The following is a 15069-nucleotide window of genomic DNA, read 5'->3' as shown; positions in this document are numbered from 1 at the left end:
GGTATTTCCCTCCCCTGATGTCGAGCCGTACCACGACGATCGACCGCCTGAGCATCGGCGGTTTCAAGAGTTTCGCCGATGAGGTGCGTCTCGATATCCTTCCGGGCCTGACGGGGATTATCGGGCCGAACGGCTGCGGCAAATCCAATGTCGTCGAAGGTCTGCGATGGGCGATGGGCGAAACCTCCGCCCGTGCGCTGCGGGGTGGAGAGCTTGATGATCTGATTTTCGCGGGGACGGGCGCCCGCTCGGCCCGAAACATCGCACAGGTCACGCTGCATCTCAGCAATGCGGCAGGACTGGCGCCCTCGCCGTTTCAGGACGCGGAGGAGCTGGAAATCAGCCGCCGGGCCGAACGCGGATCGGGTAGCGAATACCGCATCAACGGCCGCGTCATGCGCGCGCGTGACGTTCAGACCCTGTTCGCCGATCTGGCGTCCGGCGCACGCAGTTCCGCCATCATAAGCCAGAATCGCGTCGGCCAGCTCATCGCTGCCAAGCCCGAGGAACGGCGCCTGCTGCTGGAGGAAGCCGCCGGCATCACAGGTCTGCACGCCAGACGCCACGACGCCGAACTCAAACTCCGCCAGACCGAAACCAATCTCTCCCGCGCCGAAGACCTGCGTCTTCAACTTGAGGAGCGGCTTGCGAGCCTCGAAGGCCAGACTGTTCAGGCCCGGAAATACCGTGAGCTTTCCGAAAAGATCCGCGAAACGGAAACCGCGCTTCATGCCCTGCTTCATGCCCGCGCCAATCTGGCCGTACAGCGCAGCCGGGACGATCTGGCCAAGGCACGCGAGGCCCTAAAGAAAGCCGAACTGGCTGCTGAAACCGCTGCCATCGCCGAGTTCGAAGCCCGCAAGGCCGCCCCACAGGCGCGCGAAGAAACCGACCGCCTCCGCAGCACGCTTGAACGGCTGAAAGTACAATCTGAGACCCTGAAACAGGATCTCGACCGCGCCCGACAGGCTGAATCCGAAATACGCCTGCGCCTTGAACAGGCGGAGGGGGATCTGGCCCGAAGCCATGCCAGTCTGACGGCGGACCGGGCGACACAGGAAACGACTGCCGCAGACTGTGAGGCGCTTGAAGCCGAAATGGATGCGCTCCCGCAACTCCGCTCGGCCTGCAGCGCCGAATGCGAGCGCCTTGATGCGCTCGAAAAGGAGCAGGCACTCACGCTGGAAGACGCAACCCGTTTGCGGGACGCCGAAGCCATTCGCAGGGATGTGATGGTGGAAGGACTTGAGGCCCTGACGCTGCGGCTCGATACGGAAGCCACCGCACTCGACGCAATTCAGGTGGAAATCGCTGCGCTGGACGCAACCACGCCCGATGATGCAACGCTGAACGCGCTGCGCCGGAATGCCGCCTCGATGCAGGAACACTCCGAAGCCGACAGCCGCAAAGAGCAGAACTGTATAACGGCTTTGCAGGACGCGCGTTTAAAAGCCGAACTGGACGGACGGGCGCTGACAGACGGCAAAAATCGCCTTCAGGCGCTGGAAGCCACGGAAGCCGATCTGGACAAACGTTTGCAGACGACGCAGACCCAGATCACGCAGGATCGGACAACGCGTGAGACTGCTCAGGCCGGGCTCCTGACCGAAGTAGCCCGAACGGATCTTGAAAAAACCCGCGACGTCACGACACAGGCCCAGAGCGACGCCCACGCTCAGGAAACGCAGGCAAGGCAGGAGCAGGAACGCCTCGGCACAATCTGGCTGGAAGCCCGTGCGGCAGCCGAGGAAGGCATGCAGCGTCATAAAACGCTGCTGCGGGTCGTCGAACAGAGCCGCCAGACACGCGATCAGGCGCGCCAGAAAGTGCAGATCGCCGCAACGGCGGAGGCTACGGCCCGAACCGCTCTCATCCCCGAACAGAAGGTTCAGGACGTCCGCGATACCGTGACGCAGGCTGAAGACCGCCTGACAACCCTTCAGCAGTCTCTTGCGGACGCGGACGCCACCCTCACGACCGCCCGTGAGCGGGAAGCACAGGCCCGGCAGGCACTTTCCGCACTGGAGACGCTGCTCCTGCGCGCGCAGGGCGAATGTGAAGGGCTGGAGCAGAGCCTCAATGCCGTGGCCGCACAGCCCGACCCGCTCGAAGATGTGCTGGACCTTCCCGCAGACATGGCGCGGGCTGTCGCGGCAGTTCTGGCGGACGGGCTGGATGCCTCTCTCGCTCCGGACCATGTTCCTGCCGATCGGCGTTGGCGGCCGCTGGAGCGGCTTGCGCCTGCGGAACTGCAGAATTGCGTCCGGCTTTCGATATTGGTTCAGGCTCCTGAAGCATTGCAACGCTGTCTGGACGCCGCATTCCTGCTGGATGACGACGCGGCAGGGCCTGATCTGCAAAAAACTCTCCAGCCGGGACAGGTTCTGGTCTGCCGCAGCGGGGCGCTCTGGCGCTGGGACGGCTTTACGCGCTCGGCAGACGCGCCGGATGCCGGTGCGGCCCGACTGGAGCAGCGTCGCCGTCTGACGGACGCCCGCGCGCTTCTTCAGTCCCATCTTGCCTCACAGCCCGCACTGGAAGAAAGTTGTGCCGCAGCCTTGCAGGCCCGCGAGCAGGCCGAAGCTGCCCTGACCACTCTACGACAGGAACGCGCGGCACTCGAACCCCAACTGGCCGAAGCGCGGACCGTCTCGTCCCGGATGGAGCAGAAAGCGGCGCTTGCTCTCACGCATTGGGAGCAGGCCAGCGAACGGCTGAAAGACGCGGAAGGCGCGCTGACAGCCGCGCAGACCAGCGTCGCACAGGCAGAAGCCGAACTGGCCGCCCATCCCGATCCCGAGAACCTTCAGGCGCAGGCCCGAAACAGCACAAAGGATGCCGAAGCCGCCCGCGAAACGCTCCGGGTGGCGGGAACGAGACTTCAGGACGCCCGAAATGCCGCCGATACCGCCGCCCGGACTCTGGATCAGGCTCTTCTGCGCCACGACACCACGCTGGCGCGTCTGCGGGATCTGGATGAAGCCGTAGCGCGGCTGGAATTGGAACAGGCCCGTCTTGCAGAACAGCGTGCCTCTCTTCAACAGCAGGAAAACCGTCCTGACATTTCCGCCCTGAGGACCGCCGCCGAAACCTCGCAGCAGGTTTTCGATCTGGCACGATCTGTGGCGGATGCGGCGACACAAACCGCACGAAACAGCCGTGAAGAAACCCAGCGCCTGACGCGCGAACTCCAGACTCTGAACCAGAGCGCCGCAACCGCACTCGCCCGCCGCTCCGCACTGCAACCGCGCCAGACGGAGCTTCAGGCGCTCGTCACCCGCCTGCGGGACGAGCATGCGAAACGTATGGGCGAACTGGCGGAGCGTCCCGAACCCACGCTGCTGGAACAGGCGGTTCAGGACGCCACGGCCCCGCTCCATGAAACGCGGTATCTTCTGGAAGCGGCCCGCACCGAAAGCGCGCGTCTTTCCCTTGAAGATGTTCGCCTGACGGGCGCCTTGACTGCGATCCGTGCCAGACTTGAGGTGCTGGGCAGCCAGATCGCCGCCGGAGAAGCCAGCCTTACGCATCTGCGGGAGCGACGGGACGAACTGCACACCAGCTTCCAGACAGTCAGCGCAGTTCCTGCCGAACTGGAGCGCAAACTCTCCGGACACGACCAGATTCTGATGGACGCCCAGAGCGCTTACGATGCGGCACGGGCTGCTGATGAGGCAGCGGGCGCAGCCGGGCTTGAAGCACAGGAACAGCGCCGCAACGCCGATCTGGCGCTGGCGGCGGGGCGTGAGGCGATCGCACGTCTGACGGAACGCGCGGAACAGGCTGTTGCCGCCCGAGAGCGCCTGCTGGCCGACAGCGAACCCCCGGAAGGCGGCGCTCAGGGGGCGGCCTATCCGTCCGACCTCTCCGAACAGGCCGAGACCGCGACCCGCCGGCGCCTCTCCCGCCTGACACGCGAGCGCGAAGACCTTGGTGCGGTCAATCTGCGCGCCGAAGCCGAATTCGAGGAAGCCCGCGAGACGGCGGAAACCATCGCCCGCGAGCACGCTGAACTGACGGCTGCCATCAACAGGCTGCGCGGCGGGATTGGCACGATCAACCGCGAAGGACGTGAGCGCCTTCTGGCCGTCTTTTCGGAAGTGGACCGGCATTTCCAGTCCCTGTTCGCCCGGATGTTTGGCGGCGGACGCGCCCATCTGGGTATGGTCGGAAGCGATGACCCGCTGGAAGCCGGGTTGGAAATCTTCGCGCAGCCTCCGGGCAAGAAGCTCTCCACGCTGTCCCTGCTATCGGGTGGCGAACAGGCCCTGACCGCACTGTCGCTGATCTTTGCGACCTTCCGCTGCAATCCGGCCCCGATCTGCGTGCTCGATGAAGTGGACGCGCCGCTCGATGACGCCAATGTGGAGCGGTTCTGTTCGCTCCTGTCCGACATGACCAAGGAAGCCGGAACGCGGTTTCTGGTCGTGACGCATCATCAACTGACGATGGCGCATATGGATCGTCTTTATGGTGTCACGATGCAGGAGCGTGGTGTAAGCCGGGTTCTGTCAGTCGATCTGGGGCGCGCAGCTGCGTTGATGGACGGCTAAGGTCAATTTTCTCAAACAGATAAATTGACCTTGGACCGTTCTGGCCCTTTGATAGAAGGAAAATCAGAAAGCACGCGCCATCTTCGTTGATCCTCCCCTTCCCGACCCTGTCATGACGCGAATCCGTGAACACGGCATTCGCGTGGTGGGGGACGTGCATGGCGATCTGAATGCTTTTCGGCATGCAACGGCGACGGAACGCTTCGTTATCCAGCTCGGAGACCTCGTCGATCACGGGCCGGATAGCGCGGGCGTGATGGAGCTGATGCTCGATCTTCTGGAGCAGCAACGCGGACTTTTCATTCTGGGCAATCATGACCGCAAACTCGGTCGCGCCCTTGAAGGCCGCCGCTTGAGACGCGATCCTCCGCTTGAGGAAACGCTGCGTCAGATCTCGCTGCCGGAATATGACGGCCTTCCCGAACGAATCTACCGGGCGATCGATCAGGCGCCGACATGGCTGCGGATCGGGCGCTCGCTGTTCGTGCATGGAGGGTTTCATACCGCCATGCTGTCCCACTCCCCCGTGCCGGGTCTGGGCGAGATGTCCGCACCCCTGTCCCGTGCTCTTTTTGGAGAAACCACCGGCCGTATGCAGTCGGATGGCTATCCCGAACGCCGCCTGACCTGGATCAACCGCATCCCCGAAGGGATGACGGTCTATGTCGGCCATGACCGCCGTTCGACCGACGGACGCCCTTGGCGCCGGACGGGACGTCTGGGGGGCACGGCCGTCTTTACCGATCTTGGTGCCGGAAAAGGCGGCCATCTTGCATGGATTGATCTGAATGAGCCCTGAGCCTGTGTCTTCTCCTTCCCGCACTCCCGATCCCGCTCTAGCTGAACTCGAACGCCTGCGCGGCAGCATCGACAATATTGATGCCGCCCTGATCCACATGCTTGCGGAACGGTTCCGCTGTACGCAGGAAGTCGGACAGCTCAAGGCCCGCGCCCATCTTCCCCCTGCGGACCCGTCTCGCGAAACACGGCAGATCGAACGCCTGCGCCAGCTCGCCCGCGATGCGCATCTCGATCCGGATTTCGCCGAAAAGTTTCTGGCCTTCGTCATTCACGAAGTCATCCGCCATCACGAAGCCATCGCCGCCAATGCGCGCAAGGCTTCGGAAACCTGATGTCCCTGCACCGCCTCCTGCTGCTGCGCCATGCGGAGGCCATCCCGCACGTCCTGACGGAAGACGGCGACCGCAGTCGCGTGCTGACGTCCAGAGGGCGCGAACAGGCCGTAAGCATCGGCAGACAGCTTGACGCACTCAATCTGCTCGATCCAATACAAATTCTGTGCAGCCCTGCCATCCGCACCCGACAAACGGCTCAGGGCGTACTGGACGCGCTGGATCAGGCGGCTTCAGTCTCAATCGAAGACAGTCTCTATTCCGCAACTCCGGATACCCTCTACGGCCTCGTACACGCCACATCCGAGACTGTACGAACGCTTTTGATCGTCGGGCATAATCCGACCATCGGTGAGTTTGCCTGCGACCTCCTTGGCCCGGCGCTTCAGAATATGCGTTTCTCGGCTCTCTCCCGGGGGTATCCGCTTGCGGGACTGACGATTCTTGACGTTCCGGGAAACTGGCTGGATGTCCGTCCGTCGACCATCCAGCCGGCCACCCTTCTTTTGCCCTGAAAGGTCTGTTCAGAGAGGCTCTCTAGACACAAAAAACCTTTCAGAGATAAAATGGAATAACATTCTTACATCTTAGGCGGGTTATCTTCTGCATGTCCGAAAATCGTTCCGCGACCCTTTGCCTCGATGGCCTCAGCCGCCAGTTTCCGCTGCTGGAAGGAACGATCGGCCCGGACGTCATGGACATGCGTGCCCTGTCCCAGAAAACGGGGGTGTTTTCCTTCGACCCCGGGCTAGGCAGCACCGCCACCTGCACCAGCGCCATCAGCTATATTGACGGCGACAAGGGCGTTCTGCTGCATCGTGGCTATCCGATCGAAGATCTGGCCCTGAATGCGAGCTTCACGGAAACGGCCTATCTGCTGCTTTACGGCGAACTGCCGACGGCCGCGCAGTATCAGGCTTTCAGTAAGGACATGAACACCCACCGGCTGCTGAACGAGCAGATCCGGAACTTCTTCAACGGCTTCCGCCGCGACGCGCATCCCATGGCGATCCTGTGCGGGACCGTCGGCGCTCTATCCGCATTTCATCATGACGGACTGGACATCTCCCAGCCCGAGGCGCGGGATCTTTCCGCCCGGCGTCTGATCGCCAAAGTTCCGACCATCGCAGCCTGGGCCTATAAATACTCCATCGGCGAGCCGTTCATCTATCCCGATGAGGAGATGTCCTTCTCTGAGAACTTCCTGCACATGCTGTTTGCCCGGCCCGGTAACCATTACCGCGTCAATCCGGTTCTGGCGCGCGCGATGGATCGCATTCTGCTCCTGCATGCCGATCATGAGCAGAACGCCTCCACCACCACTGTGCGGCTCGTCGGTTCCACCGGGGCGAACCCCTATGCCTGCATCGCGGCAGGTATTGCAGCCCTCTGGGGCCCTGCGCACGGAGGGGCCAATGAGGCGGCTCTGGGTATGCTGGAATCCATTGGAAGCCGCGATGGTATTCCGGCCTTCCTCAATGAAGTCAAGAACCGCAATTCCGGGGTACGCCTGATGGGCTTCGGCCATCGCGTCTACAAGAATTTCGACCCGCGGGCGAAAATCCTTCAGGCGACTTGCCATGAAGTCATTGAAGAGCTGGGCCTCAAGCGCGACCCGCTGCTGGATCTGGCGATGGAGCTGGAGCGCGTAGCAACCGAGGACGACTATTTCGTCAGCCGCCGTCTCTATCCGAATGTGGATTTCTATTCCGGACTGATCCTCAAGGCTCTGGGCATTCCCAAAAGCATGTTCACCGTCCTGTTCGCTGTCGCGCGGACGGTCGGCTGGGTCAGTCAGTGGAAGGAAATGATCGAGGAACCGTCCGTCCGAATCAGCCGCCCCCGACAGCTCTATATCGGTGCGGCGGAGCGGAGTTTCGTCCCGATGAGCGAGAGGAGCTGAGGCTCCTCTCCAAAATTCAGCAGTCGCAGCCCGGCGTCTGGCCTCTGGCCTGACGGACGACGTGATGGTCGATCCACTCCGCGACAAGGCGGCGGGCTTCCTTAACGGATGATTCGGGGTGATGGATGCGGTACAGCGTCGTGCATGCGGCGAAGGCCTGCATGTCCGGCTGGCCGACCTCTCGCAGTTCCTGATAGGCCGTGACAACAGCGCGTTCGCATTTCCGGCCGATCCGGCTGGTCTCTATGCTCACTTCTGATCCTGCCGTAAATGAGAATGAATATCGATATCCCCTCCCTAGAACTCCCCGGCCTCCCATGCAAGCAGGAAGATCGGAACAGCCTGTGACACTGACAGGCAGCGGATAAAATTCACACAGTCCAAAAGGGGGCGATATTGCCCCTACCCTTCCCGGCGACAGCCCGGTAAACCACGAGAAAACGACGTCAGCGGAGACAAGCATGACCCAGTTCGCCGAGAGCCCGATGGCGGGCCGCACCCAGTGGGACCGCGACGCGGCCCTCACCACGGCCCGTATCCTGCTTGAGATCAAGGCCATCAACTTCCGCCCGGAAGACCCCTACACCCTGACGTCAGGCTGGAAGTCCCCGGTCTATATTGACTGCCGCAAGATCATTTTCTTTCCGCGTGCGCGTACGAAGATCATGGAACTGGCCGTTGAAAAGATCGGCCGCCATATCGGCTATGAAAGCATTGACGCCGTCGTGGGTGGCGAAACCGCTGGTATTCCGTTCGCCGCCTGGATCGCGGACCGGATGATGACGCCGATGGCCTATGTCCGCAAAAAGCCCAAGGGTTTTGGCCGCAACGCACAGATCGAAGGCGATGTGCCCGAAGGCATGCGCACCCTGCTGGTCGAAGACCTGACGACGGACGGCGCGTCCAAGATCCGATTCGCAAATGCCCTGCGTGATGCGGGCGCCATCGTGAACCACACCTTCGTTGTCTTCTTCTACGGCGTCTTCCCCGGCGCTCACAAAACGCTGGCGGACATGGACATTTCGCTCCATGCGCTGTGCACCTGGTGGGACGTGCTGGAAGCTTGTGCGGGGGCGAACTACTTCTCTGAAAAAGACAGCGCCGAGGTCCGCCGCTTCCTCGAAGATCCGTGTGGCTGGTCGAAGAAGCATGGCGGCGTGAGCAGCGCGGAAGAGGCACTGGCTCTCAAGGCCAAAGCTGAAGCCTGATGGAGACTGGCGCATCCGTGCCGGCAGGCCGGAGTCTGGTTTTTGACTCCGGCATTGGGGGGATGGGCGTCGTGCAGGCCCTGCGCGATCTACTTCCCGCTCTTCATATCGACTACCTCGCCGATACAGCGCTCTTTCCCTACGGCGAACAGCCGGATGACCTGCTGACAGCGCGTATCGTCAACCTGCTGGTCGCGGCCTGTGACGATCTCCAGCCCGATGTGCTGGTTATTGCGTGCAATACCGCCAGCACGATCGCCCTCCCTGCATTGCGTGAACGTCTCAGCATCCCGGTGGTCGGATGCGTCCCTCCCATCCGCTGGGCCGGGCGGGTTTCGGAAACCCGCGTGATCGGCTTGCTTTCGACCTCCGCCACTGCACGACGCCCCTACACCCTTCGGCTCCATCAGGAATTTGCTGCGGATTGCCGTCTGATTACTCATGGCGCGCGCAGGCTGGCTGATCTGGCGGAACGTGCTTTTCTGGGTGAGGTTATTGCGGATGCGGACATTCAGCACGAACTGGACTGCCTGTTCGGGCAGCCTTATGGCAGCGAACTTGATACGGTCGGGCTGGGCTGTACCCACTACACCTTTCTGATGGATGCTTTCCAGCGTCTCTCACCGAAGGACGTCCGCTGGCTGGACCCTGCTTCCGCCGTCGCGCGACAGGTCGGAACCGTCCTTCAGACAGTGTCCTACGGCGCAGAAGCAGCGCAGAAAGGCCGTTTCCTGATGACCCGGCTGCCACATACAGCGCCGGGGCTTGAAGCCGCCGCCGCAAGGCTCGGCTTCAAGAGGTGGGAGCTGCTCACCGTCCCCGCTCCGCTCATGACAATAACGGAAAGCTGAAAAGCCCCCGCCCGATCAGGCAGGGGCCAACACCCCTCAGCGGGCGCGATCAACGGTATACTGGACCGTCTCTGCCATCAGACGCCGCAGTTCACTGTCCGGGAAAATGGACAGCGCTTCGACGGCTTCGGCGGCGTAAACCCGTGCACGGGCAATAGTCGTGGCAATGGCACCTGTCTTCTCGATCAGGGCCAGCGCATGTGGCAGGTCAGCGTCCGTCTGCTCGCCCTTTTCAATGACACGCTCCCAGAAGGCACGGTCTTCGGGCGAACCCGCTTCGTAGGCGGCCAGAACCGGCAGCGTGATTTTGCCCTCGCGCATGTCGTCGCCAACGGTCTTGCCCAGAACCTGCTGATCGGCAGCATAGTCGAGCGCATCGTCCACCAACTGGAACGCCATGCCCAGATTGGTCCCGAAACGGTCCAGCGCCACTTCTTCCGCTTCGGGGCGATCAGCCACGACTGCCCCGACGCGGCAGGCTGCCGCGAACAGAGCCGCCGTTTTGCCGTGAATGACTTCCAGATAACGCTCAACCGGTGTGGAGAGATCGTTCTGCGTCACCATCTGAAGGACTTCGCCCTCGGCAATCGTCGCCGAAGCATCGGACAGGATCGCCATGACCTTGAGCGAGCCATCGGCCGTCATCAGCTGGAAGGAGCGTGCGAACAGGAAGTCGCCCACCAGAACGGACGCCTTGTTGCCAAAAACCGCATTGGCCGACGCCAGCCCACGACGCAGATTGCTTTCATCGACCACGTCATCGTGAAGCAGCGTTGCGGTGTGGATGAACTCCACACAGGCTGCCAGTCCGACATGACGCTGATTTTCAGGAGTCGACTGATAGCCACACAGGCGGGAGGCGGCGAGCGTCAGCAGTGGCCGCAGGCGCTTGCCACCCGCTGCAACAAGATGGGCGCCAAGCTGCGGAATAAGCGGAACCGGGCTCTCCATCCGCGCGATAATGGCGCGGTTGCAGGCCTGCATGTCCTGTTCCAGATAGGCGGACAGAGCGGAAAGGGCGCTCTCGCTCCCTGCATCCCTGAGCACAGCTTTATCAACGGTCGCAGAAACGTCCGGTGCGGCAGAATCCAAGGGTCATTACTCCAGTTCCCGCAACGGCTCCGGGGGCTGGCCCAGGAGCGCACGGGCACGATATGATGTGGCGTAGCCCGTTCTTTCTCTCCTGTCGCGACAAGAACGAACGGACCATGTAACGCCGGACGACAGGTTGGAAAGACCATATGAGCGGCAGCAGGAAGACGGTCAACCCATTGCCCCCTCCGAACATCTTCTCCGGCCATGCATTTTCCGCTCCCGGCCCCACCCGCGAAGAAGGATCGCTGTTGGGAGGGCGCGTGCGCTACGATCAGTTCACCGAAGGTTACAGGACGGGTCTGGAACCTGTTCTCATGGCAGCTTCCATTCCTACAAAAACTGGCGAAACGGTTCTGGAAGCCGGTTGCGGGGCTGGAGCAGCCCTGCTGTGCCTCACCGCACGCCTTCCGGGGGTTCGTGGAGTCGGGCTGGAAGCCGATCCGGAAACTCTGGCACTGGCCGAGCGCAATATCCGCGCCAATGCTGATCCCGACGGTAAAACGCGGATTCAGGTGGTCCACGCCCATCTGCCCGACATCCCCAAAAACCTGCGCGCCCTCACACCAACCGCCAATGGTCGTTTTCATCATGTGATGGCCAACCCACCTTGGCACAGCCCGCACGGCACGCCCTCTCCCGACAGCCGACGCCGCCTCGCCCTGAGTGCGGAGACGACCGCACCGGAAGACTGGGCGCGCGCCCTGACAAAATGGGTTCTGCCGGGCGGAACGCTGACATTCGTCCTGTCAGCCGCCAGCGCGGACAGGATCTGCCGGACTTTACTGGAAAATGGGTGTGGTTCGATCCAGTTCTATCCCTTCTGGCCACGAGCGGGCCGCGAAGCAAAGCTGGTTCTGGTCCGCGCCGTCTATGGCGGACGGGGAATTTTCCGGCTTCGGGCCGGACTGGTTCTGCATGAAGCGGACGGGCGTTTCACCGCCGCCGCAGAGCGTGTTCTGAGAGACGGAGAAGCCCTGCCTGAAAGTCAGGACCTCTCCAGACCCTGTTTTTAGCTAAAAACGTTGCCTTCAAACGCTTCTTCCCATGTGCCGGAGGTGGAGGCACGGGAATATTCGGTCGAACGGTTCTCGAAGAAATTGGCGTGTTCAACGGCGTTCAGCATGTCGTCGATCCACGGCAGCGGATTGCTTTCCTGCCCATAGACCGGATCCAGACCAAGCTGCGTCAGGCGGCGATCAGCGATGAATCGGATATAGGCCTTCACGTCATCGGACGACATGCCCTCGACCGGGCCCATTTCGAACGCCAGATCGATGAACGCATCCTCATGCTCGACCGTCGTGCGGCAGACCTGCGTGAGTTCCTCGCGGAAATCGGCTGTCCACAGTTCCGGGTTCTCGCGTATGAATGTGCGAAACAGGCGGATCATGGACAGGCAGTGCAGCGTCTCGTCACGCACCGACCAGGACACGATCTGCCCCATGCCCTTGAGCTTGTTGAAACGCGGGAAGTTCAGCAGGATCGCGAAGGACGCGAAAAGCTGGAGGCCTTCCATAAACGCCCCGAACGCCGCCATGGTCTTGGCGATTTCACGCTTGCTGTCGATGTTGAACGACTGCATGAAATCGTATTTGTCCTTCATCTCCTTGTATTTCAGGAAAGCCGAATACTCGGTCTCGGGCATCCCGATGGTATCAAGAAGATGGGAATACGCGGCGATGTGGATCGTCTCGATATTCGAGAACGACGACAGCATCATCAGCACTTCAGTCGGTTTGAAAACCTGACTGTAATACTTCATGTACGCGGAATTCACTTCCACGTCCGCCTGCGTGAAGAAGCGGAAAATCTGCGTGACGAGATGCTGCTCGGCCGCCGTCAACGTCCGGTGCCAGTCCTTCACGTCATCAGCCAGCGGCACTTCCTCGGGCAGCCAGTGAACGCGCTGCTGGGTCAGCCAGGCGTCATAGGCCCAAGGGTAGCGGAAAGGCTTGTAGACCGGGTTGGCGGTCATCAGGTCGAAATGCTGCTCGTCCGGCGTGCCGGAGATCGGGGTGGTGTCGCTCATGATCGCGTCCTTTCACATCCCGCCATTACTGGCAGGACAGGCACTCTTCGTAATCGCCGCTGCTCATCTCGCCGCGCGGGGCGGCCTGAGCCGTGGCTTCGTATTTTTCGTCTTCCAGAATGTCGCTCTTTACCGCCAGCGTGGACACCGCATCGGCGCGCTGCACGGACAGGGAACGGCAGTAATAGAGAGACTTCAGGCCCTTTTTCCAAGCTTGGAAATGGATCTGATGCAGGTCACGCTTGTGCACGTCAGCGGGCAAGAACAGATTGACCGACTGCGCCTGACAGATGAACGGTGCACGGTCTGCGGCATGTTCCACGACCCAGCGCTGGTCGAGCTCGAACGCCGTTTTGAACACGTCTTTCTCGTCCTGCGTCAGGAAGTCGAGGTTTTGCACCGAGCCCTTGTTCAGCGTGATCGCCGACCAGACTTCATCCGTATCCTGCCCACGCTCTTCCAGAATTTTCTTCAGGTGGCGGTTGCGCACCGAGAACGAGCCCGAAAGCGTTTTCTGCAGGAACACATTGGCGCTGATCGGCTCAATGCCGGGGCTGGCATTGCCCGTGATGATCGAAATCGAGGCCGTCGGCGCGATGGCGAGCTTGTGCGAGAAGCGCTCCATAAAGCCGTATTCCTCGGCATCCGGGCACGGGCCACGCACTTCCGCCAGGTGCTTGGACGCAGCATCGGCCTGCTTGCGAATATATTCGAAAATCTTCCGGTTCCAGACCTTCGCCATCACGGACTCGAACGGGATCATCCGGGCCTGCAAGAAGGAATGGAACCCCATCACCCCCAGACCGACCGAACGCTCACGGGCAGCCGCGTATTTGGCGCGCGCCATGTCATCCGGTGCACGGTCGATGAAGTCCTGCAGCACGTTATCGAGGAACAGCATGACGTCCTCGATGAACTGCGGATCATCCTTCCACTCGTCCCAGGTCTCAAGATTGAGCGAGGACAGGCAGCAGACAGCCGTACGGTTCTTACCGTGATGATCGATGCCGGTCGGCAGGGTGATCTCGGCGCAGAGATTGGAGGTCTTCACTTCCAGACCAGCCAGCTTGTGATGCTCCGGACGGGCGCGGTTCACATGGTCAGAATAGATGATGTAGGGCTCGCCCTGCTCCATCCGGGCCGTCAGGATGCGGATCCACAGACCACGCGCCGAAACTTTGCGGATTGTGCTATGATCCTTCGGCGACAGCAGCGCCCATTCTTCATCCGCCTCGACCGCACGCATGAACGCATCGGTCACGAGCACGCCGTGATGAAGGTTCAGCGCCTTTCGGTTCGGATCACCACCCGTCGGGCGGCGCATCTCGACAAATTCTTCCACTTCCGGATGCCAGACCGGCAGATACACCGCCGCCGAACCACGACGGAGAGAGCCCTGCGAGATAGCCAGCGTCAGGCTGTCCATGACGCGAATGAAGGGAATGACGCCGGACGTCTTGCCGTTGCGGCCGATATTTTCGCCGATGGAGCGCAGATTGCCCCAGTAAGACCCGATGCCGCCGCCCTTGGACGCCAGCCAGACATTCTCGTTCCACAGCCCCACGATTCCCTCAAGGCTGTCTTCGGCCTCGTTCAGGAAGCAGGAAATCGGCAGTCCGCGTTCGGTTCCGCCATTGGACAGAACGGGCGTGGCCGGCATGAACCAGTGACGGGAAATGTAGTCATAGATCCGCTGCGCATGACCTGCATCCGCGCCGTAATAAGAGGCGACGCGGGCGAAAAGTGACTGATAGTCCTCGCCCGGCAGCAGATAGCGGTTGTTGAGTGTCGCTTTACCGAAATCCGTCAGCAGGGAATCGCGCGAACGATCGACGCGCACGGCATGATGGCCGGGGAGTTGCACAACGTCATCGAACATGTCTGCCGAATTGGCATCTCCGGGAATCGGCGTCTCACCCACGGGGTGGTCGGATAGCGGGCGCACGTCATGCGGTCGGTCGGACTGATCGGACACGTCCATCGTCACGTCATGAAGGGTCATTCGCTCTCTCCGCAGGGCATCTATTTTCGAAATCTTGAGCACTCATTTCCATCACTCCGAACCCGATCGCAAGCACGAAGTTCGCTTGCAAAATAGAAAGAGCTGTGAATGCGAACCATCCCATATCTAGGGAAGGAATTCGTTAATGCCCCTAGATATAGTGCTGATCGCAGAAAACCGCCCCTAAGCGTTGTTATCCCAAGAGTTTTCCCCCGCAGCGTTTTCCCGGTGTGTGATAGCGGTCACAGAGTTGGGAAATTTGGGGACATCATGTCGGGCAACGATCCGAACGGCA

12 protein-coding genes are annotated in these 15069 nt (G+C 61.4%); 8 read left to right on the top strand and 4 right to left on the bottom strand.

Translation table 11 applies throughout. The features are described 5' to 3' along the window. The first annotated feature begins 17 nt into the window (after positions 1–17). The 5 genes from JK208_RS02695 to JK208_RS02675 all read left to right on the top strand — a co-directional run bounded on the left by JK208_RS02695 (position 18) and on the right by JK208_RS02675 (position 7589). On the top strand, positions 18–4553 hold the full coding sequence (locus JK208_RS02695; protein ID WP_211574224.1) for an AAA family ATPase: 4536 nt from the start codon (positions 18–20) through the stop codon (positions 4551–4553). Between the two features lie 112 nt (positions 4554–4665). Further along, positions 4666–5352, top strand: coding sequence for a metallophosphoesterase (locus tag JK208_RS02690; RefSeq protein ID WP_211574223.1), 687 nt, complete (start codon positions 4666–4668; stop codon positions 5350–5352). Further along, on the top strand, positions 5342–5686 hold the full coding sequence (locus JK208_RS02685) for a chorismate mutase (protein ID WP_211574222.1): 345 nt from the start codon (positions 5342–5344) through the stop codon (positions 5684–5686). The genes JK208_RS02690 and JK208_RS02685 overlap by 11 nt, the downstream gene beginning before the upstream one ends. Beyond that, on the top strand, positions 5686–6201 hold the full coding sequence (locus tag JK208_RS02680) for a histidine phosphatase family protein (RefSeq protein WP_211574221.1): 516 nt from the start codon (positions 5686–5688) through the stop codon (positions 6199–6201). Before JK208_RS02685 ends, JK208_RS02680 begins: the two co-directional genes overlap by 1 nt. Positions 6202–6293: 92 nt before the next feature. Beyond that, positions 6294–7589: a citrate synthase gene (locus tag JK208_RS02675; RefSeq protein ID WP_194261436.1), complete on the top strand. Its 1296-nt coding sequence runs from the start codon at positions 6294–6296 to the stop codon at positions 7587–7589. Between the two features lie 16 nt (positions 7590–7605). Here JK208_RS02675 and JK208_RS02670 read toward each other — a convergent pair whose 3' ends face one another. After that, positions 7606–7842 carry a hypothetical protein gene (locus tag JK208_RS02670; RefSeq protein WP_024716776.1) on the bottom strand — a complete coding sequence of 79 codons (237 nt, stop codon included), beginning with the start codon at positions 7840–7842 and terminating at the stop codon, positions 7606–7608. 208 nt (positions 7843–8050) lie between these two features. Here JK208_RS02670 and JK208_RS02665 point away from each other — a divergent pair, with 208 nt between their 5' ends. Next, positions 8051–8797 carry an orotate phosphoribosyltransferase gene (locus JK208_RS02665; protein ID WP_194261437.1) on the top strand — a complete coding sequence of 249 codons (747 nt, stop codon included), beginning with the start codon at positions 8051–8053 and terminating at the stop codon, positions 8795–8797. Beyond that, complete coding sequence (murI, locus tag JK208_RS02660) at positions 8797–9648, top strand: glutamate racemase (RefSeq protein WP_211574220.1); 852 nt, start codon at positions 8797–8799, stop codon at positions 9646–9648. Before JK208_RS02665 ends, murI begins: the two co-directional genes overlap by 1 nt. A 36-nt stretch (positions 9649–9684) precedes the next feature. Here murI and JK208_RS02655 read toward each other — a convergent pair whose 3' ends face one another. Then, positions 9685–10740 carry a polyprenyl synthetase family protein gene (locus tag JK208_RS02655; protein WP_241009276.1) on the bottom strand — a complete coding sequence of 352 codons (1056 nt, stop codon included), beginning with the start codon at positions 10738–10740 and terminating at the stop codon, positions 9685–9687. Between the two features lie 149 nt (positions 10741–10889). On the opposite strand from JK208_RS02655, the gene JK208_RS02650 reads away from it, so the two are divergent. Beyond that, entirely contained in the window at positions 10890–11756 is an 867-nt protein-coding gene (locus tag JK208_RS02650) for a tRNA1(Val) (adenine(37)-N6)-methyltransferase (protein WP_211574219.1), read from the top strand. Here the strand turns inward: JK208_RS02650 and JK208_RS02645 are convergent. Together JK208_RS02645 and JK208_RS02640 are read right to left on the bottom strand one after the other, a co-directional pair. Then, the gene (locus JK208_RS02645; RefSeq protein ID WP_211574218.1) at positions 11753–12772 is read right to left on the bottom strand and encodes a ribonucleotide-diphosphate reductase subunit beta; all 1020 of its coding nucleotides are present in this window, start codon (positions 12770–12772) and stop codon (positions 11753–11755) included. The two genes, JK208_RS02650 and JK208_RS02645, sit on opposite strands and share 4 nt — an antisense overlap. 25 nt (positions 12773–12797) lie before the next feature. Continuing rightward, complete coding sequence (locus JK208_RS02640; RefSeq protein WP_211574217.1) at positions 12798–14774, bottom strand: ribonucleoside-diphosphate reductase subunit alpha; 1977 nt, start codon at positions 14772–14774, stop codon at positions 12798–12800. Positions 14775–15069: the final 295 nt, after the last annotated feature.

Origin of the sequence: Gluconobacter sp. Dm-74, from assembly GCF_018256135.1 — a bacterium.
Classification (GTDB): domain Bacteria; phylum Pseudomonadota; class Alphaproteobacteria; order Acetobacterales; family Acetobacteraceae; genus Gluconobacter; species Gluconobacter cadivus.
The sequence above is the reverse complement of the archived record's forward strand: the minus strand, read 5'-3'. Positions and strand labels throughout refer to the sequence as shown.